The sequence below is a fragment of the Micromonospora sp. ALFpr18c genome (genome assembly GCF_008868155.1).
Classification (GTDB): Bacteria; Actinomycetota; Actinomycetes; order Mycobacteriales; family Micromonosporaceae; genus Micromonospora.
This window is the reverse complement of sequence record NZ_WBKR01000109.1, coordinates 1-21574: the sequence shown is the minus strand read 5'-3', so window position 1 is coordinate 21574 and position 21574 is coordinate 1. Positions and strand designations below refer to the sequence as shown.

The 21574-nt window shown below is 70.3% G+C and carries 18 protein-coding genes; 8 read left to right on the top strand and 10 right to left on the bottom strand.

Going from position 1 to position 21574, the window contains the following annotated elements; genetic code table 11:
* Positions 1-928 precede the first annotated feature (928 nt).
* Positions 929-2515 (top strand): cellulase family glycosylhydrolase, encoded by a 1587-nt coding sequence (locus F8271_RS19300; protein ID WP_151491165.1) that lies wholly within the window; start codon positions 929-931, stop codon positions 2513-2515.
* A gap of 116 nt (positions 2516-2631) precedes the next feature.
* Positions 2632-2829 (top strand): hypothetical protein, encoded by a 198-nt coding sequence (locus F8271_RS19295; protein ID WP_151491164.1) that lies wholly within the window; start codon positions 2632-2634, stop codon positions 2827-2829.
* A gap of 44 nt (positions 2830-2873) precedes the next feature.
* On the opposite strand, the gene miaB is transcribed toward F8271_RS19295, so the two are convergent.
* Entirely contained in the window at positions 2874-4352 is a 1479-nt protein-coding gene (gene miaB, locus F8271_RS19290) for a tRNA (N6-isopentenyl adenosine(37)-C2)-methylthiotransferase MiaB (RefSeq protein WP_151491163.1), read from the bottom strand.
* Positions 4353-4572: 220 nt separating this feature from the next.
* On the opposite strand from miaB, the gene F8271_RS19285 reads away from it, so the two are divergent.
* Positions 4573-5481 carry an alpha/beta fold hydrolase gene (locus F8271_RS19285; RefSeq protein ID WP_225854622.1) on the top strand — a complete coding sequence of 303 codons (909 nt, stop codon included), beginning with the start codon at positions 4573-4575 and terminating at the stop codon, positions 5479-5481.
* 37 nt (positions 5482-5518) lie between these two features.
* On the opposite strand, the gene fxsT is transcribed toward F8271_RS19285, so the two are convergent.
* The 6 genes from fxsT to F8271_RS19255 form a co-directional block, all read right to left on the bottom strand.
* Complete coding sequence (fxsT, locus tag F8271_RS19280; RefSeq protein WP_151491161.1) at positions 5519-9388, bottom strand: FxSxx-COOH system tetratricopeptide repeat protein; 3870 nt, start codon at positions 9386-9388, stop codon at positions 5519-5521.
* Complete coding sequence (locus F8271_RS19275; RefSeq protein WP_151491160.1) at positions 9385-10635, bottom strand: TIR-like protein FxsC; 1251 nt, start codon at positions 10633-10635, stop codon at positions 9385-9387. The genes fxsT and F8271_RS19275 overlap by 4 nt, the downstream gene beginning before the upstream one ends.
* Positions 10632-11282, bottom strand: a complete 651-nt coding sequence (locus F8271_RS19270) for a TIR-like protein FxsC (RefSeq protein WP_192580361.1) — start codon at positions 11280-11282, stop codon at positions 10632-10634. The genes F8271_RS19275 and F8271_RS19270 overlap by 4 nt, the downstream gene beginning before the upstream one ends.
* A gap of 61 nt (positions 11283-11343) precedes the next feature.
* A complete protein-coding gene (locus tag F8271_RS19265; RefSeq protein ID WP_225854621.1) occupies positions 11344-12165 on the bottom strand; it encodes an aminoglycoside N(3)-acetyltransferase in 822 nt (273 codons plus the stop codon).
* Entirely contained in the window at positions 12149-14440 is a 2292-nt protein-coding gene (locus F8271_RS34005; protein ID WP_305069492.1) for an FxsB family cyclophane-forming radical SAM/SPASM peptide maturase, read from the bottom strand. Before F8271_RS34005 ends, F8271_RS19265 begins: the two co-directional genes overlap by 17 nt.
* A gap of 63 nt (positions 14441-14503) precedes the next feature.
* Positions 14504-14692 (bottom strand): hypothetical protein, encoded by a 189-nt coding sequence (locus F8271_RS19255; protein ID WP_151491156.1) that lies wholly within the window; start codon positions 14690-14692, stop codon positions 14504-14506.
* Positions 14693-14855: 163 nt separating this feature from the next.
* On the opposite strand from F8271_RS19255, the gene F8271_RS19250 reads away from it, so the two are divergent.
* Positions 14856-15110, top strand: coding sequence for a DUF2277 family protein (locus tag F8271_RS19250; protein WP_151491155.1), 255 nt, complete (start codon positions 14856-14858; stop codon positions 15108-15110).
* Between the two features lie 43 nt (positions 15111-15153).
* Here the strand turns inward: F8271_RS19250 and F8271_RS19245 are convergent, their stop codons facing one another.
* Positions 15154-15633, bottom strand: a complete 480-nt coding sequence (locus tag F8271_RS19245; RefSeq protein ID WP_151491154.1) for a hypothetical protein — start codon at positions 15631-15633, stop codon at positions 15154-15156.
* A 221-nt stretch (positions 15634-15854) separates the two neighbouring features.
* Entirely contained in the window at positions 15855-16844 is a 990-nt protein-coding gene (gene selD / locus F8271_RS19240) for a selenide, water dikinase SelD (RefSeq protein ID WP_151491153.1), read from the bottom strand.
* A gap of 194 nt (positions 16845-17038) precedes the next feature.
* On the opposite strand from selD, the gene F8271_RS19235 reads away from it, so the two are divergent.
* From F8271_RS19235 to F8271_RS19220, 4 genes are read left to right on the top strand one after another with little or no spacing between them, the layout of a single operon-like run.
* Positions 17039-17794, top strand: a complete 756-nt coding sequence (locus F8271_RS19235; protein WP_151491152.1) for an amino acid ABC transporter ATP-binding protein — start codon at positions 17039-17041, stop codon at positions 17792-17794.
* Between the two features lie 57 nt (positions 17795-17851).
* Positions 17852-18730, top strand: coding sequence for a glutamate ABC transporter substrate-binding protein (locus F8271_RS19230; RefSeq protein ID WP_151491151.1), 879 nt, complete (start codon positions 17852-17854; stop codon positions 18728-18730).
* 41 nt (positions 18731-18771) lie between these two features.
* A complete protein-coding gene (locus F8271_RS19225) occupies positions 18772-19479 on the top strand; it encodes an amino acid ABC transporter permease (protein WP_151491150.1) in 708 nt (235 codons plus the stop codon).
* The gene (locus F8271_RS19220; protein WP_151491149.1) at positions 19476-20444 is read left to right on the top strand and encodes an amino acid ABC transporter permease; all 969 of its coding nucleotides are present in this window, start codon (positions 19476-19478) and stop codon (positions 20442-20444) included. Before F8271_RS19225 ends, F8271_RS19220 begins: the two co-directional genes overlap by 4 nt.
* Before the next feature lie 205 nt (positions 20445-20649).
* On the opposite strand, the gene F8271_RS33260 is transcribed toward F8271_RS19220, so the two are convergent.
* Positions 20650-20979 (bottom strand): hypothetical protein, encoded by a 330-nt coding sequence (locus tag F8271_RS33260; RefSeq protein WP_225854620.1) that lies wholly within the window; start codon positions 20977-20979, stop codon positions 20650-20652.
* Between the last annotated feature and the right edge of the window lie 595 nt (positions 20980-21574).

Here is a 21574-nt window from a genome sequence, read left to right as displayed (position 1 = left end):
AGGTGCTGGACTCGGCGTCGCGCCGCACCCCCACACGCGCCGTGTCGTCCGCGCGCCGCACCCCCCCGCGCGCCGCACCCCCACGCTCGCCGCGCCGCGCCCCCACGCGCGCCGTCCCCGCGCGCCGCGCGCCGCGCCCGCGCCGCGCCGCGCCCCAAGATCGCGCTCGATCCATGAAGTAGTGGTCTCGGCGTCGACGGATGCCACTACATCCAGGATCGAGGGGGATCTTGGGGTGCGCCAAGGACGGATCTTGACGGGGGCGTCATCACCGACCGACCGGGAGCGGAGGTTGGGGCCTCCGCCCGTCAAGGTCGTGCTCGATCCTGGATGTAGTGGCATCCCGACGCCTCATGACCACTACATCCAGGATCGAGCATGATCTTGCCGGGCGGGGTGCACGGGCCGGCGCGGCAGGCGGCGTGCAGACGGGCCCACGGGGCCGGCGGCCAGCGCGCAGGACGGCCAGCACGGACGACAGCCAGCACGGAGGGCGGCCAGCACGGAGGGCGGCCAGCACGGAGGGCGGCCAGCACGGAGGGCGGCCAGCACGGAGGGCGGCCAGCACGGAGGGCGGCCAGCACGGAGGGCGGCCAGCACGGAGGGCGGCCAGCACGGAGGGCGGCCAGCACGGAGGGCGGCCAGCACGGAGGGCGGCCAGCACGGAGGGCGGTGGATGGGTGGCAGGTTGACGCATTGAGGTGGGCTGATGAGAATGGGCGGCGGGGCCAGGTAGGGCCACCGGCACGAGGGCGACGACGGCGGAGCACCGCTGTCGAGGGTCGCCGGTGAGCGTTCGCGAGTGACCACGTCCGCGTGACATGGACCGTCGCGCACTGTCCGCGTACCCCTGAGGGGCCGTGGCGTGCGGACGGCCGCCCGCCGGCGTCGTCCTCCGATGGCGCCGGGCCTCCGAATTGGAGCTCGAATGTTCCGTCCCACAGCTCTTGGCGGCGCGTTGACCGCGCTCGCCACCGTCGCGGCCGGCGTGTTCATCGCCGCGACCGTCAGCACCAGTCCGGCCGTGGCCGCTGGCACCGGTACCGGCTATCTGCACACCAGCGGCAACCAGATCGTGGACAGCACCGGTGCCACGGTCCGGTTGACCGGCATCAACTGGTTCGGCATGGAGACCGACAACAAGACCTTCCACGGGTTATGGTCGAGCAACCCGTGGCGGGGGCAGCTCGACACGATGGCCCGGTTGGGTTACAACACGTTGCGCGTGCCGTACTCGAATGACGCGCTGAAGCCGGGCGCGACCGCCAGTGGGGTCAACGACTTCGTCAACCCTGACCTGGTCGGGCTCTCGCCGTTGCAGATCCTGGACAAGGTGATCGACTACGCCGGCAGCAAGGGGATGCGGATCATCCTGGACCGGCACCGGCCGACGGCGGCCGGGCAGTCGCCGCTGTGGTACACGGCGACGGTTTCCGAGGCGACCTGGATCAACGACTGGAAGATGCTCGCCCAGCGGTACGCGGGCAATCCGACGGTGATCGGCGCCGACCTGCACAACGAGCCGCACGCCGAGGGCACCAATCCGGCGGCCACCGGCGCGTGCTGGGGTTGCGGCGACACGGCGCGGGACTGGCGGCTCGCCGCCGAGCGGGCCGGTAACGCGATCCTCGGTGTCCAGCCCAACTGGTTGATCTTCGTGGAGGGGGTGAGCTGCCCCAGCGGCGGCCTCTCCAACGTGTGGGACAACGACCCCAGCAACGACGAGGACTGCGGTTGGTGGGGCGGCAACCTGTCGAAGGCCGGTGCGTTCCCGGTACGACTGAGCGTGGCGAACCGGTTGGTCTACTCACCGCACGAGTACGCCACGTCGGTGTACCGGCAGACGTGGTTCGACGCCCCGGACTACCCGGCGAACATGCCGGCCATCTGGGACAAGTACTGGGGTTACCTCTACAAGCAGAACATCGCCCCGATCATGATGGGTGAGTTCGGCAGCACGCTGGCCGACCCGAAGGACCGGGTGTGGTTGGAGAGGTTGATGGCGTACACCGGCACCGGGGTAACCGGAATGTCCTTCACCTACTGGTCGTGGAATCCGAACTCGGGTGACACCGGCGGCATCGCGCTGGACGACTGGACGACCATCAACACGACCAAGCAGGCGATCCTTCAGCCGTACCTGATCGCGCCGTCCGGTGGCACCGGCCCGACCGGGGGGCCGACGGGTGGGCCGACCAGCCCGCCCACCGGCGCCTGCACCGCCACCTACCGGCAGGTCAACGCCTGGCAGGGCGGCTTCCAGGGTGAGGTGACCGTGAAGAACACGGGTTCGGCCGCGGTGAACCCGTGGTCGGTGACCTGGACGTGGCCGTCCGGAGTGACGTTGGGCAGCGGATGGAACGCCACCGTCACGCAGTCCGGCACGACGGTCACCGCGGCGGCACCGGGTCACGCCCCGTCCCTGGCGGCGGGCGGGTCGGTCACCGTGGGCTTCACCGCCAACGGCACCGCCAGCGCCCCCGCAACGGTGAAGCTGAACGGCACCGGCTGCTGAGTCCGCGCTGTCGGGACGGCCGGCGCCGCCACACGGGGCACCGGCCGTCCCGGCATTTACACGCCCACGGGCATGGGCGCCGCGACGGTCCGTCCGCCTCCTCGATAGGAAGCTGCATGCGCACACCACGGCGTCGGATGACGCTGGTCGTCAGCACCGCCGCAGCCACCCTCGTCACCGCCAGCCTGCTGACCGCCGTCACCGCCCAGGCGGCGGCCGGCTGCCAGGTCGCCTACCCGTACCAGCTCGACACCGCGAGCTCCGTCAAGTCCATCGTGACGGGCGGTGCCGGCGCGGGTCGGATCACGGTCTGACCGTGAGCCGGTCGGGGTCCGCCGTGCCGGCGGACCCCGACCGGTCAGTGGGCGGCGCAGGCTCCGGTGGTCGCGGGCGCGACCGGCGGTGCGCCGATCGTCGGCAGACCGAGCAATACCCCGGGGGTACGCGGGGAGCGTCCCGCCTCGGCGGCGTCGCCGGCACGGGTGCGACGGTGCGACAGGGGCGCCCCGTCGGCGTTGAGGTGATGCGGGGCGGCGTACGTGATGGCGGTGTGCACGATGTCGCCGGGCCGGATCGACCCCGCGAAGCCGCCGGCGTCGAAGTGCACGAGCCGACCGTCACGGGCCCGGCCGGACATCCGCCCGGTCCGCTCGTCCTTGCGGCCCTCGCCGATGGCGACCAGCACCTCGACGGTCTCCCCCACCAGACGCTTGTTCTCCGCCCAGGTGATCTCCTCGACGGTCGCGATCAGCCGCTCGTAGCGTTCCTGCACGACCTGCTTGGGCAGCTGGCCGTCCATCGTCGCGGCGGGGGTGCCGGGGCGCTTCGAGTACTGGAACGTGAAGGCCGAGGAGAAGCGGGCCTCCCGCACGACGTCCAGGGTGCGCTGGAAGTCGGCCTCCGTCTCGCCGGGGAACCCGACGATGATGTCCGTGGTGATCGCCGCGTCCGGCATCGCCGCCCGCACCTTCTCGATGATGCCCAGGTAGCGCTCGGAGCGGTACGACCGGCGCATCGCGCGGAGCACGTCGTCGGAGCCGGACTGCAGCGGCATGTGCAGCGAGTGGCAGACGTTCGGCGTCTCGGCCATCGCGGCGATCACGTCGTCGGTGAAGTCCTTCGGGTGCGGGCTGGTGAACCGGACCCGCTCCAGCCCGTCGATGTCACCGGTCGCGCGCAGCAGCTTGCCGAACGCGTACCGGTCGCCGAACTCGACGCCGTAGGAGTTGACGTTCTGCCCGAGCAGCGTCACCTCCAGTACGCCCTCGTCGACCAGGGCGCGCACCTCGGAGAGGATGTCGCCGGGGCGGCGGTCCCTCTCCTTGCCGCGCAGCGAGGGCACGATGCAGAACGTGCAGGTGTTGTTGCAGCCCACCGAGATCGACACCCAGCCGGCGTACGTCGACTCGCGGCGGGTCGGCAGCGTGGACGGGAACACGTCCAGCGACTCGAGGATCTCCACCTCGGCGGCGGCGTTGTGCCGGGCCCGTTCCAGCAGCACCGGCAGCGAACCGATGTTGTGCGTACCGAAGACGACGTCCACCCAGGGCGCCTTGCGGACGATCTCGCCGCGATCCTTCTGGGCGAGGCAGCCACCGACGGCTATCTGCATGCCCTGGTGCTTGTCCTTCACCGGACGCAGACGACCGAGGTTGCCGTAGAGCCGGTTGTCCGCGTTCTCCCGCACGGCGCAGGTGTTGAAGACCACCACGTCCGGGGTCTCGTCGCCGCCGGGTGCGCGCACGTACCCCGCCTGCTCCAGCAGGCCGGAGATGCGTTCGGAGTCGTGCACGTTCATCTGGCAGCCGTACGTCACGACGTTGTAGGTCCTAGCCACCCTGTTGGCGCCCCTTCCCCTCGGGCTACCAGGGTAGCGGCCCGCCGGGTGGGGCATGGAGACCGGCATTGACCCGGCGGCCCATAGCGGGGGCACACGCCGGGCAGTACGCTGCACAGCAAGGATGTGTTCTGGGCGGTTTCGGGGGCTTTGCACTCGACGCCGCCGTCGGGCGGCTCCGTTCACGGGGGAGAACATGACGACCCGCGGGAGGCCAACCGTGACGCGACAACACGCGGCACAGCGCTCCGTCGCCACCCCGGACGGGCGTCACCTCGCGGTGGAGACCTCCGGCGCGCCGGACGGTCCTGCGGTCTTCCTTCTGCACGGCACCCCGGGCAGCCGCAGCGGCCCTCGACCCCGCGGCATCGTCGTCTACCGCCTCGGCGTGCACCTCGTCTGCTACGACCGACCCGGTTACGGAGACTCGACACGACACGAGGGTCGGCGGGTGGCCGACGCCGCGGCCGACGTGGCGGCGATCGCCGACGACCTGGGCATCGAGCGGTTCGCGGTGGTGGGTCGCTCCGGTGGCGGACCGCACGCCCTGGCCTGCGCCGCGCTGTTGCCGGACCGGGTCACCCGCGCCGCCGTGCTGGTGGGGCTCGCCCCGGCCGGCGCACCCGACCTGGACTGGTACGCCGGCATGTCGGAGACCAACGTCGAGGACTTCGGGCAGGCCGACGAGGACCTGACCGAACTCACGCTGAACCTGAAGGTCCGTGCGGAGGAGGCGCAGCGGGATCCGATGACGCTGCTGGAGTTCCTCCGACCCCAGTTGCCCGAGGCGGACATCCGGGTCGTCGACGACGTCGCGATCCGCCGGCTGCTGACCGACATGTACGCCGAAGCGCTCCGGCACGGTCCTGACGGCTGGATCGACGACGTCCTGGCGATACGACGAGGCTGGGGCTTCGACCTCGGTGCCATCCGCGCGCCGGTCCGGCTCTGGCACGGTGAGCAGGACAGGTTTTCCCCGGTGGAGCATTCCCGCTGGCTGGCCTCGCGGATCCCGAGCGCCGAGGTCCAGGTGCAACCCGGTGCCGCGCACTTCGGCGCCATGGAGATCCTGCCGCAGACCCTGGCCTGGCTGGCCACACCGGAACTCGCGGCCAGTCCGCGACCCTGAAACGAGCCGCGGTGGCCGGAGCGGGCGGCCGGCCCGATCAGAACGGGTGCGGGTCGATCACCCGGACGACGAACCGCCGTTCCCGCAGGGTCTGCACCGTCGGATGCTCCTGGCCGATCACCTCGGCCAGCCGGTCGGCCACCAGGCCGGCGTCGTCGGCCGGACCTCCGTCACCGAGCTGCTTGGACACCAGGGCGAGATCACCGAGGCAGCGCAGCGTGTCGGGGTGTTCCGGGCCGATCACCGCGGTCAGCCGCTCGGCGGTCTCCCGCAGACGGTCCCGCGCCGGAACCCACTCACCGTCCTCGGCGAGGCACACCGCCTGGTTCACCTCCGCCGCCAGTGTGTGCGGATGATCGGGACCGAGCACCTTGCGCAACTCGCCGGCCGCCCGGGTGGCGGACGCACGGGCGGCCGACCCGCGACCGATCGCGCGTTCGGCGGCGGAGATGTTGCTCAACGTCGCCAGGGTGTGCGGATGCTCCGGGCCGAGCCGAAGCTCCTCGTCGTACGCCCGGGTCACCGCGGTCATCTCGGCGAGCGCCCGGGTCGCGTCGCCGACGGCCAGCAGGTTCGCCGCGCGGCTCGACCGGCACGTCACCGTGTCCGGGTTGTCCGGTCCGAACCGTTCGTCGAGCTTCCGGTACGCCGTCTCGAACATCGGCGCGGCCTCCGCCGACCGGCCCGCGCTGCGCAGTGACACCGCCAGGTTGACCTGGGCACCGAGGCTCAGAGCGTCGTCCGTGCCCAGCACCTCGCAGGACGTCTCGTACACCCCGCTCAGCAGCGCTGCCGACCGTTCGTACTCGCCGGCCTCCCGTAGGTCGCTGCCGAGACGCACGGCGGAGACGAGCGTGTACGGGTGGGTGGAACCCAGCACCAGCCGCCGCCGCTGGTGCACCTCGTCGTCCCACCGTCGGGCCGACCGGTAGTCGCCGACCAGCCGGTACGACACGGCGAGGTTGTTGGCCGCGCTCAACGTCCGCGGGTGGTCCTCGCCCAGGGTCTGGAGCCAGGAGGCGTAGGTGGAGCGATCCCGTTCCAGCGCCTCGGCGTACCGGCCGAGGGCCCGCAGGTCACCGGCGAGGCTGCCGGCGGTCATCAGACTGTGTGGGTGCAGCGCACCCAGCAGGCGACGCTGCTCGGCCAGGACCGCCTCGTCCATGGCCCGGGAGTCGTCGAACCGGCCCAGGCTGCGCAGGATGTTCGCTCGGTTAAACCGCAGGTGCAGCAACTGTCGACCCAGCGCCTCGGCGTCGGCCGTGTCCTCGGAACCGGCCAGCCGCTCCGACCAGGTGTCGTCCACCTCCTGGCTGAACCCCTCGGCCTGGTTCAGGCCGCCGCGCAGCCACAGGTAGCGGACCCGGTCGATCAACAGCTGACACACCGACTCGTCGGGGCAGGTCAGCGCGTCGGAGACCTCCAGGTGCGGCCAGAGCATGCGCAGCCGGGGCCACGTCGAGGGGTCGTCCACGTCGCCACGTGGCCGGGACGCGGCAAGCACCAGGTGCACCTGGTGGCGGGCGGCGCTGATCTCGTCGTCGGTCATCCGGTCCCGGACCACGGCCTGCAGCAGCCGGTGCACCTGGACCCGGCCACCCTGAACATCGAGCTTCAGCAACGCCAGCCGGTTGATCTGCTGGATGAGGGCGCCACGCACGAGCCGCTCCGACACCGACGGGTCGAACGGCACGAGCGCCGCCGCCATCTCGTCGCTGTAGATCAGGTCCAGGGCGATCTCCGGGGCCAGCACCGAACAGAGCTGCAACAGGCGGTACGCGGCCGGCGCCTGGTCGAGCAGCCGGTTCAACGACAGGTCCCAGGTGGCCTCCACGGACAGCGCGCTGGGGCCGTGCCGCTCGATCTGCCGCAGGTAGTCGGCGACGGACGTGCCGGTGTCGGCGAGCCACGCGCCCGCCGCCGCCACCGCGATCGGCAGGTCACCGAGCGCGTCGGCCACCCGATCAGCCTCCTCGTCGGTGATCGTGGGCACCCGTTGGGCGAGGTGGGCGACGCTCTCCGCGCGGTCGAAGACGTCGACCTGGATCGGCTTGGCCCGGTCACCCCAGGCGCGGTTACGGGAGGTCAGCAGCACATGTCCGGGGCCCTGCGGCAGGAAGGGCTCGATCTGGTCCAGTTCCTCCGCGTTGTCGAGGACGACGAGCCACCGCTCGTACGGCTCGCCCCGACCGAGAACCTGGAGCACCGACCGGACGGTGTCCGGCAGGGTGGGCCCGGCGACGATGCCGAGTCGGCCGGCGAGGTCGGCCAGGGCCGTGTCGACGAACTGGGGCGGGTCGGCGACGATCCACCAGACCACGTCGTACGCGGACTTGAAGCGGTGCACGTACTCGAGGGCGACCTGCGTCTTTCCGACACCGCCCATGCCCTGCAGGGCGACCGGCAGCACCACCGCCTTGCCGCCGCTCTGCAACTGCGCCCGCAACTGGGCCAGGTCGTCCTCACGGCCGGTGAACCGGGCGTTGCGGTTGGGCGCGTTGAAGATCAACGGTTCGGTGCCGGGATAGCGGGCACCCCCGCCGGCGGGGCCGTCCACCGACGGCGGCACCGGGCGGCCGACCAACCGCAGCACCCGCTCCACGGCCGTCGCCGCGCTCACGTTGACCAGATTGGTGGAACTCTGCGCCGGGAACTCCGCCAACGGACGCAGATCGGCGACGTACACGGCGAGGGCGGTGGAACCGGTGCTGGTGTCCCGCTCCGGCAACTCCCCGGAGGGCATCGCCAGGTAGGCCGGGGACACCACGCTCAGCGTGCGCGGCGCGGGCGTACCGGCGGACCCCACGGCGGCGGCCGGCTCGACCACCCGCATCCCGGCCGAGTTGAGCACCCGCTCCAGCCACTCGGCCCAGATGGCGTCCTCCGGAGCGCAGCGCAGCACGATCTGGTCGTCGGCAGCCTCGGTACGCCGACGGAAGCGAGCCTTGCCCCGCTCCCGCACCGACTCGTCCATCACCGGCAGCGCGGTCACCGCACCGTCGGTGAGGATCCCGGTCAACGTCTCGAACGCCGCCAGCAGTGACGTCGGCGAGCCGGGCGGGTCACCGAAGGTCGCCAGGGTCTCCTCGTACGCGTAGAACGGCCGGTACGGCACCTCGACCGCGGCCCAGTACCGCCGCCGCTCGGCCTCGGTCATCCCGGCGGGCAGTCCGGCGAACCGGCGCATGGCGAGCAGACGACCCGCCTCGGCGCGCTCCTTCTCCGCCTGGTCGACCCGCATCGGCACCGGCAGCACGCGGATGTCCCGCCGCAGGTAGCGGTCCCGCACCGAGTGCGCGACCTGGGCCGCGCCGTCGATGCCCTGGTCGCTGAGGGTGAAACAGTCGACCAGGGTGTCCGGCAGATGCAGCGTGCAGATGTCGGCGACGTCGCTCAACCCCGTCCGGCTGTCGATCAGGGTGAAGTCGTACTGCCGCTTCATGTCCGCCCGCAGCGCCTCGAAGAACTGCGCCCCACCCAGCCGGTTGTAGAAGTTGTCCCAGTCCAGGCCGCCCACCGAGACGGCGTAGTCGCTGTTCTGCCGGCCCGCGGACAGGAAGTCCAGCCCACCGCCGGCCGGGAAGTTCCACCGCAGCGAGAACGCGTGGCGGCCGACCCTCGCGTACTGCTCCATCCAGCGTTCCGGCCGTTCGCCGGCGCGGGTGGTCTCCCACTCGTAGTCGCGGATCAGGTCGATCACGCCGCCGGTGCCCGCGATCCTCTCCGCGTCGAGGAACGGGTGGAAGAAGCGGTGCAGGCCGGGTGACTCGAGATCCCAGTCCGCGACCAGCACCCGGCGGCCACTGGCCGCGAGGATCCAGGCCACGTTGGCCAGCGCCATCGTCCGGCCGGTGCCACCCTTGAACGAGTAGAAGGTGACGACCTGGCCTTTGCGATCGTTGTTCATCGGTCTTCTCCGTGGGGACGCGGTGTGGCCGGATCAGCAGGCGGGGACGCGAGGTCGGGGGGAACTGCCGGGCCGTCACGCAGGCTCGGCACCGGCCCCGGTGGCGGGTCGAACCCGACGACCGGGGCGTGTTTGAGGAACCGTCGACGGGCCTCGGTGACCAGCGCCGGCATCAGGTCGACGAACTCCCGCATGGTGCACGCGTGCTTCACCTGCGGCCGACCGGCGTCGTGCAGCAGCTCCATCACCTCGGTCGCCCACCCGGCGGCGTCCTGGCCGTCACCGTCGTCGGTGACCACCAGCGGGACGACCCACTCCCGCAGGCCGCGCAGCCGACTGGCGAGGTCCGCCGGCGCACCCGGCGCCGCCACGATCCACGGGTCGACCAGCAGCACCGCCGGGCGGCGATCGAGAAGCCCGGCCGCCTGCGCGAAATCCGCCGTACGGGCCGTCAACCCGAGGCGCTCGGCCGTGCTGGCCGCGTACTCCGCGGCGGGCAACTCCTGGCGGCTGCCGTACGGCCGCCACAGCCGACCGCTGGAGGCGTACCCGGAGGGATCACGCTCGGCCGGCAGCCGATCACGGGTGGGCGCCAGGACGGCGACGACGAAGTCCGGGTCGGCCGACACGGGACGGGTGACCTCGTCCATGCTCGGCGCGCGGGACGGCCCCAGCGGTCTCCGCTCGGCAACGTGCACGATCTGGCCCGCCAGTCGGCTCAGCAGGAGCTGGTACTGCTCCCGGTAGGAGGCCAGCATGCAGAGCGCGCGCAGGCCGTTTTCGGCGTACTCGGGGACGTCCCGGCCCAGATCCAGGGCGTCGTCCACCTCCGGCTGGTCCTCCCAGGACGGGATCGGAATCCACAGCACCGGGGCCAGGTGACCGGCGGTGAGCCGGTCCGACCCGGCGGCGACCAGCCGAGCCCGGAAGGAGTCCCGCTCCCCCAACGCCCACGGACGGCTGAAGTAACCGGGCGAGTAGAGCGGGACGAAGACCTCGGCGTCACCGAGTGCCTCCGCGAGGGCCGCCTTCCAGTCCGCGCCCAGCGGGATGTGCTGGTCGAAGAAGCCGATCCGCATACCGGCCACCGGCCGGGCCTGGCGGGTCACCTCCTCGGCCAGGTCGTCGAAGAACTGGCCGACCCAGACGTCGGAGTCGGCCCGGGCACCCAGCGGCGCGGAATGGGCGTAGCTGAGGAAGAAGTACGACCCGCGCTCCGAGCGACGCCGGTCCGCCGGGGGGCTCATCCCAGCTCCTCGACGAACCGGTTGCACAACTCGTCCACGCTCGCCGGCACCCAGGGCTCCACCACGTACGACCGGTGGATGGCGACGATCCGTTGGGCGAGCCGCCAGACCACCGCCCGGTAGGTGTTCTCCCACTGCATGGTCAGCAAGCCGTAGACCCCATCCCGCTGGTAGTGCACCGCGATGTCGGGATCCGGCATCGCGGTCGGGGAGAACCGTTGGATGTCGCGGAGCACCCGTGGCAGCGGGGTGCCGTTCGTCGGCGACCAGGTGACCGGCACGATCGCCGTCTCGTGCGCCGACGCCACACCGGGTCGCGGGACGATCCGTCGGCGGGAGAAGGCGTCCCACTCGAGGCCGCACCATTCGCTGCCGAGCAGCGCGCTGGACACCAACGGCACGAAGACCTGGCAGGTGCCGGCGGCCTGGAGCAGCTCCGGGCTCCAGCGTTCCCCGCCCGCGATGGAGCTGTCCAGGAAGCCCGGGTCGAACCCGGTGACCGGGCCGACCAACTCGCTGACGTGGCCCGACAGGTCCTCGAAGAACCGGGAGACGTACTCCGCGGGGTTGCCGCTGGCCCGCCGGACCGGCGCCCGGGAGTAGCTGACGAAGAAGAGGGGTGCTCGGGTGCCAGAGGGTGCGTCCATCATGCTCACCGCTGCCCCTCCGCCCTCCTCGCGCGGCCGGAACATCAGAGTAGACGGCGCGTCAATGCCGGGCCGTCGAGCGATTCTCCGCCAGCCAACCCACCGCGAAATCCACAATGGCGCGCGCGGAGAGCAGGTACGCGACGGACCGACCGACCGGGCCACGCCGGACGAGCGACGCGGCGTCGAGCGCGTCGCCCAGCTGCGGGAAATCCCGATCGTCCAGGTCGGAAGCACGGAAGTCGAGGCGGACCCGCTGCCCGTCGACGAGCCGGAAGCAGTGGTAATCGCGCTCCGGCGGCGCCGGCAGGTGATATTCGGCCAGGTGCAGGGCGCTGCACGCCTCGAAGCCGACGCCGAGCAGCAGGATCTGCCCGTCCGCCGCGTAGAGCCGGCCCACCGGTGAGCGTTCACCGAGGTGACAGGTGAGGGCATGGTCGTCGGTGAGGTGCCGCGCCTGCGGACCGAGCGCGGCGAACGAGGTCTGTGGGTGGTCGCTGCGCACCGCGCCGGGAGCACGTCGGACGAACTCGGCGAACGCCCCCATCCGCTCCGAGGGGGTGTTGCGCCGGTCCCAACCCGGCAGGGCGGCCTCGTAACGGGCACGCTGCGCCCGGTCCATTCCGGCGGTGGCCGCCAGGTGGGTCCGGGAGGTGGTCGAGTTGCCGTCGTTCTGGGTGGGCACGAGCAGCGTGCCGGCCGGGCCGAGGGCGTCGCGCAGAGCACCGGCGAGCGTCGCCGGGCCGCGCTCCAACGGGCCCACCCGGCGCAGGCCGCAGTGCACCAGGAGGCAGACGCCCGGACGGACACCGAGTGCCCGCAGGTCGTCGGCGATACGAGGTCGGCCCAGTGCGGGCGGCTGTCGCTCATCCCGACCCGACACCGGTCTCCTCCAGGGCCTGGCGCACCCGCTCCACGAATCGTTCACCCACGACCGTGAGCGACCGGCTGGCCAGCAACGCATCCGCACCGTCCCGGGTCCAGGCCAGGAACCGGGCGGCGTGCGCCGACGCGTCGGGATGCGCGGACACGCCGGCGGCGGCGCGGGCCTGCCACACCTGGGTGACCGCGAGATGCGCGTACACGCCCTGGAGCACACCCTCGACGGGCCTCGGGTCGGGACGCCACGGCACCCGGATCCGGGTGGTGTGACCCGGTTCGACGAGGTCGTACAGGTCGAGTGCGGCACCGAGCTTCACGTGCTGCCACTCGTGCACGAGCAGCACGGCGATCGCCTCCGGGGCCGCGTCGGGCGTGAGGGCGACCGCGCCGAACGCGTGCCGGGCGGTCGCGCTGCGCAGCGGCCCCGCCTGGTCGGGCGCCAGCGGCACGACGGCACGCAGACCGCCGGCGAGCGCGGCGGCGTGGACCGGAACGTCCCGGCCCACGAACCGGCAGGCCTCGGCGAGGGTACGGCCCAACGCCCGCGCGGCGGAGTGCTCCAGGCGGGGTGCCACCGGCTGGCCGTAGCAGTCCCGGTACGGGTCACCGTCCTCCACGAGCAGGTGACCACCGGGGACCGGCACGGGTCGGGTCGGCCGCCACCCGGCCGCATCCGGTCCACCCGCGTCGAGAAGCACCGTCTGGTCCTCGGGGCCGCCACGGACCCGGAAACCGTCGGGCAGGACGGTCACCTCGACGGTCCCGTCGACAGCGACCGGCAGCACCAGGCTGCCCAGCGTGGGCAGCGCGAGCACGCCGGAGCGCACCGGAACGTCCACCGTGGCCGAACAGCCGGCCCGCAGGGCGGCGGCGAGCGCGATGGCCGGCAGCGGGTCGGCCGCCCGGCTGGCACCGGGCCGGGCCGACGGGACGAGGCGGTGGACCAGCCACGGACGGACGAAGGGGTGGGTGAGCACCGCCCGGACCGCGTCCGACGCCTTGGCGTCCAGGTCGACGAGCAGATCCCAGGCGGCCGTCTGCCCGGATCTCTCCCGCCAGGCCGCCAGCAGCGCCCGGGTGATGGAGAGCTGTGCGGCGGCGAGCAGATCGAGGGTCTGCTCCGAGCCGTACCCGGTCGCCAGGTCGTCGAGCAGGTCGTCGACCGGCGGGGCGGCCCGCTCGGCCCGCTGACCGGCCGACGCGACGGGCGGTGGGTAGGTGTCCACCGTGTCGATCAGGCGGAGTAGGTCCTCGCAGTACACCGACGGGTTGTCGAACCCCGAGCCGGTGCGCCAGCGGTGGGCGTACAGACCGCCACCGCAACGGTCCACCACCGGGCACGCCCGACAGGTCGCGCAGAGCCCGTCCACGCCGGTCTGCCGGACGGCCACCCCGGGATGCCGGCTGGCCTCGTCCACCGAGTGCCCGAACACGTCGAAACCGGTCTCGGCCGCGCCGTGGTACGCGGTCTTCAACGAGTCGACCTGCTCCCAACTGCCGTCCGCCTCGACGACCAGCACGTCGGCCGGAGCGAGGCCGAACGCCTCGGTGCCGCCGCCACCCGGCGCCAGCGCCTCGAACAGCCGGATCGACACCGGTCGCCCCTCGTCCACCCACCGCCGGTAGATCCGTCCCAGCCAGTCCGCGTACGGGGTCGATCCGGTGCCGGGGCGGTCCGGTGGGCGGTCCCAGGTGGCGTGCGGCAGCAGCAGATCGACCCGGGGCGGGCGCTCGGCCAGCAGCGCCTCGTACACCCGGTCCGGATCGTTGCGGACGTCGATCGTGCAGAGGATGCCGGCGTAGCTCGTCCGGTGATCCGGGTGGCGGAGCAGGGCCAGAGCCCGCCGTACCTGGTCGTGGCTGCTGCCGCCGTGGGCGAAGAGGCGGTGCCGGTCGTTGGCTGCGCGGTCCCCGTCGAACGACACCCCGACCTGCACGTCGTGATCGACCAGCACCCGGCACAGTTCCTCGTCGAGCAGCACGCCGTTGGTCTGCATGCGCAGGTCGAGCCGCGTCCACGGCGTGATCGCCGCGCGCAGCTCGGCCAACACCTCGCGGAGCCCGGCCGCGCCCAGCAGCAACGGCTCACCCCCGTGCAGCACCACGTGCACGACCGGCAGCTCGTGCTCGCGGGCGTGCTCGGCGATCCGCTTCGCGGCGGCCCGGACGGTGGCCGGTGCCATCCGGACCGGCCGGCCACGCCAGGTCTGGTCGGCGTGCTCGTACACGTAGCAGTGGTCACATCGCAGGTCGCACCGGCTGTGCACCTTCAGCACGAACTGGCTGATCCCGTGGCAGGGCCCGCCCACCCCGGGTGGACGGCACCGGCAGGCCATCGCTCAGATGGACGAGTTGAAGGCGGCGACGGCCACGGTCTCGGAGGACGCGGACTCACCCGCGACGACACGTCGGCGGATCGTCTCGACGAGATCGGCATGCTCGACGACGATCCGCTCCAACGGGGTGTGCAGGCTGCGTGTCAGGTCGGCAAGATTGGGGCGGGCTGTGCGGATGGGGGCATGGTCCACAAGAAGTCTCCGGGGGCCCGGGGCGCTGGGAGCGCGAACGGCGACAATGGCTCGAAAGGCTCTGGTCCGTGACCAGGATAGACAAATATCGACCCGGTGTCACCGTCGGCACAAGTGCCGGCACCAACGGTGGCACTGGGCACCGACCGAGGAGGAGCACCACATGTGCCGAAGCATCAAGACGTTGCGTGAGCCGTTCACCCCGCAGGTGACCGAAACCGACATCGAGGCGGCGGCGTTGCAGTACGTCCGGAAGATTTCTGGCTTCCGGGCGCCCGCCGCGCACAACGCCGCCGCTTTCGACGCCGCGGTGGCCGCCGTGACGGAGGCCACCCGCACCCTGCTCGATCGGCTCGTGGTCCGGGGCGCCGGCCAGGGCACCGCGGACCGGCCGGCCACGGCCTCGGGCCGCGGCTGATCGCCAGCGCGGCGCGGGGCACCGGCCGGACCCGAGTGGTGGGTCAGGCCGCCGCGAGCACCGGTGCGACGGTGTCGGGCGCCCACCGCGAGCGGTGACACTGCGACCAGCCCCGACAGCCGGGGTCGCCGAGCGTGCAGAGCCGCTGCCTGCTGAGCACCTCGCCGTCGTCGGTGTCCCACACGTCGAAGTGCACCGGGCGGACCGTCCCGTCCGGGGCGACGAGCAGATGCCGACCGGCGTCCAGCGTGTCGTCGCGCAGCAGACAGTTGCGGCCCAGCAGCCGGGCCAGCGCGGCGATGCTGGCGTGCTCGGACAGCCGCTCGGGCACCCCGTAGCAGTCCACCACCGTCGCGAACTCGCCCGGCGCCTGCCAGACGTCACACACGACCGCGTACGCCGGCAGCCGGGCCGGATCGGCCACCGCCAGCGGCATCACCACCCGACCGAGAGCCTCGGCCAGCGCCGGGTAGACCTCCACGGGTCGTACCCGGTCGATTCTCCAGTTCCACAGCTCGGTCATTCCGCCTCCTCGCTGCGTTCGTCCCACCGGCCTCCGGATCGGGCCTTACTGACGATGGTGGGGGGCATATGACCTCAGCCGGGGGCAAGTTACCGGTCTGTGACCATTCCGGGCAAAATTTCCCAGAGCGACGTTGCTCGGAGTAGCGGGAAGGTGACAGTTTATCGGGTACCGTGTGCGATCCGCACCACCGCCGCCGCGTGTCCTCACGTTCGGCGAGGTCAGCGCAGCACGACCAGATGCTCGCCCCGGGGCAGCAACTCACCCACCACGGGAGCACCCGGCAGCTCACCGGCGACCAGCAGGCCACCCGAGGTCTGCGCGTCGGCCAGCAGCAACCTCTCCGCCTCGTCCGCCGCGCCGAAATCGGTCCACGGGGTCACCCAGTCCAGGTTGCGCCGGCTGCCGCCACTGACGTACCCGTCCCGCAGCGCCTCCCGCGCGCCCGCCAGGTAGGGCACCCGGACGGTGTCGATGGCCACCGTGAGCCGGCTGGCCCGGGCCAGCTTCGAGGCGTGCCCGAGCAGCCCGAAACCGGTCACGTCGGTGCCGCACCGGATGCCGGCCGCGACCGCCGCGCGCGCGGCGTCGGCGTTGAGGGCGCTCATCGTGGCCACCGCCTCCGGGAAACACTCACCGGTGGCCTTGTGCCGGGTGTTCAGCACGCCCACACCGAGCGGCTTGGTCAACGACAGCGGCACACCGGCCCGACCGGCGTCCAGAGTGATCAGCTCCTCGGGGCGGACCGTCCCGGTCACCGCCAGGCCGTACTTCGGGCCGTCGTCGTCCACGCTGTGCCCGCCGGCCAGGTGACAGCCGGCCAACCGGGCCACGTCCTGACCGCCGCGCAGGACCTCCCGAGCAAGCTCCAGCGGCAGTACGTCCCGCGGCCAGCAGAGCAGGTTGAGCGCCACCAGCGGGGTGCCGCCCATCGCGTACACGTCGGACAACGCGTTGGCCGCGGCGATACGCCCCCAGTCGTACGCGTCGTCGACCACCGGGGTGAAGAAGTCGGCGGTGCTGACCAGGCCGGTCCGCTCGTCCAGGCGCACGACCGCCGCGTCGTCGCCGTGGTCCAACCCGACCAGCAGCTCCGCGGTGCCGCTCGCCGGACCGAGACCGGCCACCATGATCTCCAGCTCGCCCGGCGGGATCTTGCAGGCGCAGCCGCCGCCGCGGGCGTACGTGGTCAGCCGTACCGGTTCGGTCATCTCTCCATGATCTCGACAACGCGCCACGATCGCCACCGTCACCACCCACACGGCGACCGGAATCGGACGACCGACAACGATCGGGGCCGGTGTTACCGCTCCGTGACCCACCGGGTTGCGTTCTGCCACATCACGCCGCCTACAGTGGCCGCACCGGGGGTCAACCGACCCCGATCCGGGAGACGACAGGGACGGTGGACGACGTGACGACGGGCGAACCGCTCATCGTGCTGGACGCGGTCAACAAGTGGTTCGGGCCGCTGCACGTGCTGGACGACGTCTCGCTGTCGGTGGGTCGGGGCGAGGTGGTCGTGGTGATCGGCCCGTCCGGCTCCGGCAAGTCGACGCTGTGCCGCGCCATCAACCGACTAGAACCGATCAACTCCGGCACCATCACCTTCGACGGCCAACCGCTGCCGGCCGAGGGCAAGGCCCTCGCGAAGCTGCGCAGCGAGGTGGGCATGGTCTTCCAGTCCTTCAACCTCTTCGCGCACAAGACCATCCTGGAGAACGTCACCCTCGGCCCGATCAAGGTCCGCAAGGAGAAGCCGGCTGCCGCCCGCGAGCGCGGTCTGGCCCTGCTCGACCGGGTCGGCATCGCCAACCAGGCGGACAAGTTCCCCGCCCAGCTCTCCGGCGGTCAGCAGCAGCGGGCGGCCATCGCCCGCGCCCTGGCCATGCAGCCCAAGGCGATGCTCTTCGACGAGCCCACCAGCGCCCTGGACCCGGAGATGGTCGGCGAGGTGCTGGACGTGATGACCTCGCTGGCCAGCGACGGCATGACCATGGTCGTGGTCACCCACGAGATGGGCTTCGCGCGGCATGCCGCCAACCGGGTCATCTTCATGGCCGACGGTCAGCTGGTAGAGGACGCCCCGCCGACGGAGTTCTTCGCGAACCCGCGCAGCGAGCGGGCAAAGGACTTCCTCTCCAAGATCCTCACGCACTAGGCGTCCGTAGTGGAGCGTGCCGCACCTCGGTGGGCTCCGTCGAAGAAGGAGAAGAGTATGCGTATCAAGCGCGTTGCGGCAGTCGCCGCGATCGCCGCTCTGGCGCTCGGCCTCACCGCCTGCGGTGGCGACGATGGCGCGGAGGGCACCGGCGCTGGCAGCAAGTCCTTCGCCGCCGGCAGCACCATGGAGAAGCTGAACAAGGCCCAGAAGATCAAGGTCGGCACCAAGTTCGACCAGCCCGGCTTCGGCCAGAAGGGCCTGTCCGGCAAGCCGGAGGGCTTCGACGTCGAGATCGCCAAGATCATCGTTAAGGAACTCGGCATCCCCGAGGACAAGATCGAGTACGTCGAGACGCCGTCGAAGGTCCGTGAGGACGTCATCGTGAACGGCAACGTCGACTTCGTCGCGGCGACGTACACGATCAACGACAAGCGCAAGGAGCGGATCGCCTTCGCAGGCCCGTATTACGAGGCTGGCCAGAACATCCTGGTCAAGAAGGACGACACCACCATCACCGGTCCGGACTCGTTCAAGGACGGCACCAAGAAGGTCTGCTCGGTCACCGGCTCCACGCCGGCCGAGACGATCAAGAAGTACGTCAAGGACGTGGGCACCCAGCTGGTGCTCTTCGACACCTACGACAAGTGCCGTGACGCCCTCAAGGGCGGCCAGGTCGACGCCGTGACCACGGACAACGTGATCCTGCTCGGCTACATCGCCAAGGACGAGGCCTCCTTCAAGCTGGCGGGCGACAACTTCACCAAGGAGCCGTACGGCATCGGTGTGAAGAAGGAGGATGCGGACTTCCGCAGCTTCATCAACGACACGCTGGACAAGGCGGTCTCCGACGGCAGCTGGAAGAAGGCCTGGGACGACACCGCCGGCAAGTTCGGCGCCGAGTTGGGCTCAGCGCCCACCATCAACCGCTACTGATCTGATCCTTCGATCTGGAGGGTGGGGAGGAACACCGACCCGTGAACGTGCTCATCGACAAGTTCGACGTCTTTGCGGGTGGTTTCTGGCTCACCCTCCAGATCTGCGTACTCGCCGCGATCGGCGCCCTCATCCTGGGTACCGTCGTGGCGGTCCTCCGGATCTCGCCGGTGCCACCGCTGCGCGCGCTCGGCACCGCCTACGTCACCGTCTTCCGCAACATGCCTCTGACCGTGGTGATGTTCTTCGCCGCGTTCGGTCTGCCGGCGCTCGGCTCGAACGCGGACTTCCTCCGCATCCCGGTGATCGACTCGCTGTTCACCCGGCTCGGCACGGACCTGCCGTATTTCCGGTTCGCGCTGATCGCCCTCGTGTTGTACACCGCCGCCTTCGTCTGCGAGGCGCTGCGGTCCGGGGTGAACGCGGTGCCCGCCGGCCAGGCGGAGGCGGCGCGGTCGCTGGGCCTGACCTTTGGGCAGAACCTGCGCCACGTGGTGCTGCCGCAGTCCTGGCATGCCTCCGTGGTGCCGCTCGGCTCGGTGATCATCGCGATGATCAAGAACTCTGCGCTGGCTGGCTTCTTCGGGGTCGTCGGCGACCTGTCGGCCACGGCCGACCAGCTCACCGGAGCTGAGGGCTACGCCTTCATCCCGGTCGCCATCGGCATCTCGATCGGCTACCTGATCATGACGGTGCCGCTCGGCGCTCTGCTGGACCGGATCGAGAAGCGACAGGCGGTGGCCCGATGAGTCAGCAGACCAGCGTCCTCTACGACGTCCCTGGGCCCCGCCAGCGGCGGATCACGCTGATCAGCAGCCTCGTCGCCGGGCTGATCCTGCTCGTCGGCGCTTACTACCTGATCTACCGGCCGCTCGACGACAAGGGCCAGCTCTCGATGGAGCTGTGGGGCCCGTTGATCGACCCCTCGAACGAGAACTTCTCCCAGGTGTGGGATCGGATCGGTCTCGGCTTCAAGAACACCCTTATCGCGGCGGCGCTGGCCATCGTGGCCTCACTGGTGGTGGGCACACTGCTCGCCGTGCTGCGGATCCAGCTCAAGAGCCTGACCCGGCTCCGCTTCGCTGGCATGGCGACGCCGGTGGCGTACCTGCTGCGCGGGCTGAGCGCGCTGCTGTCGGCGGTCACCCGCGTCTGCGTCGAGGTGTTCCGCGGCCTACCCGTCGTACTGACCATCTTCTTCGTGGCTCGCGGCTTCCCCGAGTTCGGCCTCTACTTCGACAACCTGTGGTATCTGGTCATCGGCCTCACCATCTACAACTCGGTGGTCATCGCCGAGATCCTCCGCTCCGGCATGGAGGGGCTGCCCGGAGGTCAGGCGGAAGCTGCCGCCGCGATCGGGCTATCCCCGGCACAGACCACCCGGATGATCCTGCTGCCGCAGTCCTTCCGGATCATGCTGCCGGCGCTGATCAGCCAGCTGGTCGTGGTGCTCAAGGACACCTCGCTGGGCTTCATCATCAGCTACGAGGAGACGCTGAACATCGGCAAGCAGATCATCGGCGTGCTGGGCAATCCGATCCAGGTGTACGTCGTGATCGCCGTGCTCTTCATCGTCGTGAACTACTCGCTGTCGAAGCTGGCCCAGTACGTCCAGCACCGGTTGGGCAAGGGCCGCAAGACGGCTGACACCCCGGCGCAGAATCCACCGCCCGCAGCATTGATCTCTCAAGCAGAAGGCACTGGGGGAGGCTGACCCCGCGACTCGCAGGCAAAGGGCGAATGCCGTGCGCGAGCTGGCTCTCTGCCTCTTTGTGGTGGCATCTGAGTGCGCTGCCGCCGCGCCGCGAGAACGCAACAGCCCTGGCCGCAGGTGCCACCTGTCTGTCTCGTGGGCGGCATTACTCAGAATTATTTGAAAGCCGTATTCAGAGATGGGTTAATTCGTCGGATGTTCGCGGTTAACGTTGACGGCGCGCGGTTTGTTGCTGTGACTGCTGACCAGAATACCTGCCAGGACCTGCACTGGATGCATCGACACGTACATAACTACTAATCGATGCGGCGGCTTGCTCCCTAGCAAGCTCGCTATAAATCTGATAAGCACGGACGGAAGGCGGATTGCCTTGCTGTGCAGCCGCGTAAACCTGACCGACCAAGCCTCTGAAACCATTATTAAGAACTATGTTGGCCCATGCGGTAAAACTACTATCGGCGTCGTCAAACGCGCCACTGTCATACGATGCGCATCCTTGATGAAAGATCAATGCTCCCCGCATCTCGATGGACAAAATACAAGTGGTATACAATTCATGCCTCCAAATTCATTATTTTTTGATGGTCGCTAATGAACTAATGCAAGTTGCAGCCTTGTGGGGTAGTGCGCGAGGTTCGACGCGGCCCTCACGCCCCCCGGTTCCATGGGCCGCGCAATCGATCACTCGGGGTTGAGTCTCTTCTTACACTCACTCATGCCAGGCGGCGCCCATCGCGCTCATAACAGTGCTCGAGCCAAGATGTTGCACAGAAGTTCTTCTATAGACATCCCCCACCCAGACCATCTGTTCGATACGGCCGCCCCAGTGCCGCTGCATTTGACGGTCTGTGACCGGCCGGCGGTTGTGTAGTCGTCTATCAGATTGAACCGTTTCCTGATTGTGGGAATTCCCGCCCTTCTGCCTTCGTTTCGCACCCGTGTGATGTTAAAACGGACAGCCGGGCGGCATGGTTCACAAGCTTCTGAGTGAACCGCCCCGTCTCAGGGCTATTGCGTTCTGGGGTAACTGCTGGTCACAGCGGTTATGAGGTCGTGTGAGCGACGGTCGGCGCGTCGGTTGGCGCGGGCGATGTTGGGTTCGCCGTGGATGTGGTGCCAGCCGATTGCGG

Coding starts and splice junctions, on each gene's coding strand:
- F8271_RS19300 (WP_151491165.1), top strand. CDS start 929: ATGTTCCGTCCCACAGCTCTTGGCGGCGCGTTGACCGCGCTCGCCACC.
- F8271_RS19295 (WP_151491164.1), top strand. CDS start 2,632: ATGCGCACACCACGGCGTCGGATGACGCTGGTCGTCAGCACCGCCGCA.
- fxsT (WP_151491161.1), bottom strand. CDS start 9,388: ATGAACAACGATCGCAAAGGCCAGGTCGTCACCTTCTACTCGTTCAAG.
- F8271_RS19275 (WP_151491160.1), bottom strand. CDS start 10,635: ATGAGCCCCCCGGCGGACCGGCGTCGCTCGGAGCGCGGGTCGTACTTC.
- F8271_RS19270 (WP_192580361.1), bottom strand. CDS start 11,282: ATGGACGCACCCTCTGGCACCCGAGCACCCCTCTTCTTCGTCAGCTAC.
- F8271_RS19250 (WP_151491155.1), top strand. CDS start 14,856: ATGTGCCGAAGCATCAAGACGTTGCGTGAGCCGTTCACCCCGCAGGTG.
- F8271_RS19245 (WP_151491154.1), bottom strand. CDS start 15,633: ATGACCGAGCTGTGGAACTGGAGAATCGACCGGGTACGACCCGTGGAG.
- selD (WP_151491153.1), bottom strand. CDS start 16,844: ATGACCGAACCGGTACGGCTGACCACGTACGCCCGCGGCGGCGGCTGC.
- F8271_RS19230 (WP_151491151.1), top strand. CDS start 17,852: ATGCGTATCAAGCGCGTTGCGGCAGTCGCCGCGATCGCCGCTCTGGCG.
- F8271_RS19220 (WP_151491149.1), top strand. CDS start 19,476: ATGAGTCAGCAGACCAGCGTCCTCTACGACGTCCCTGGGCCCCGCCAG.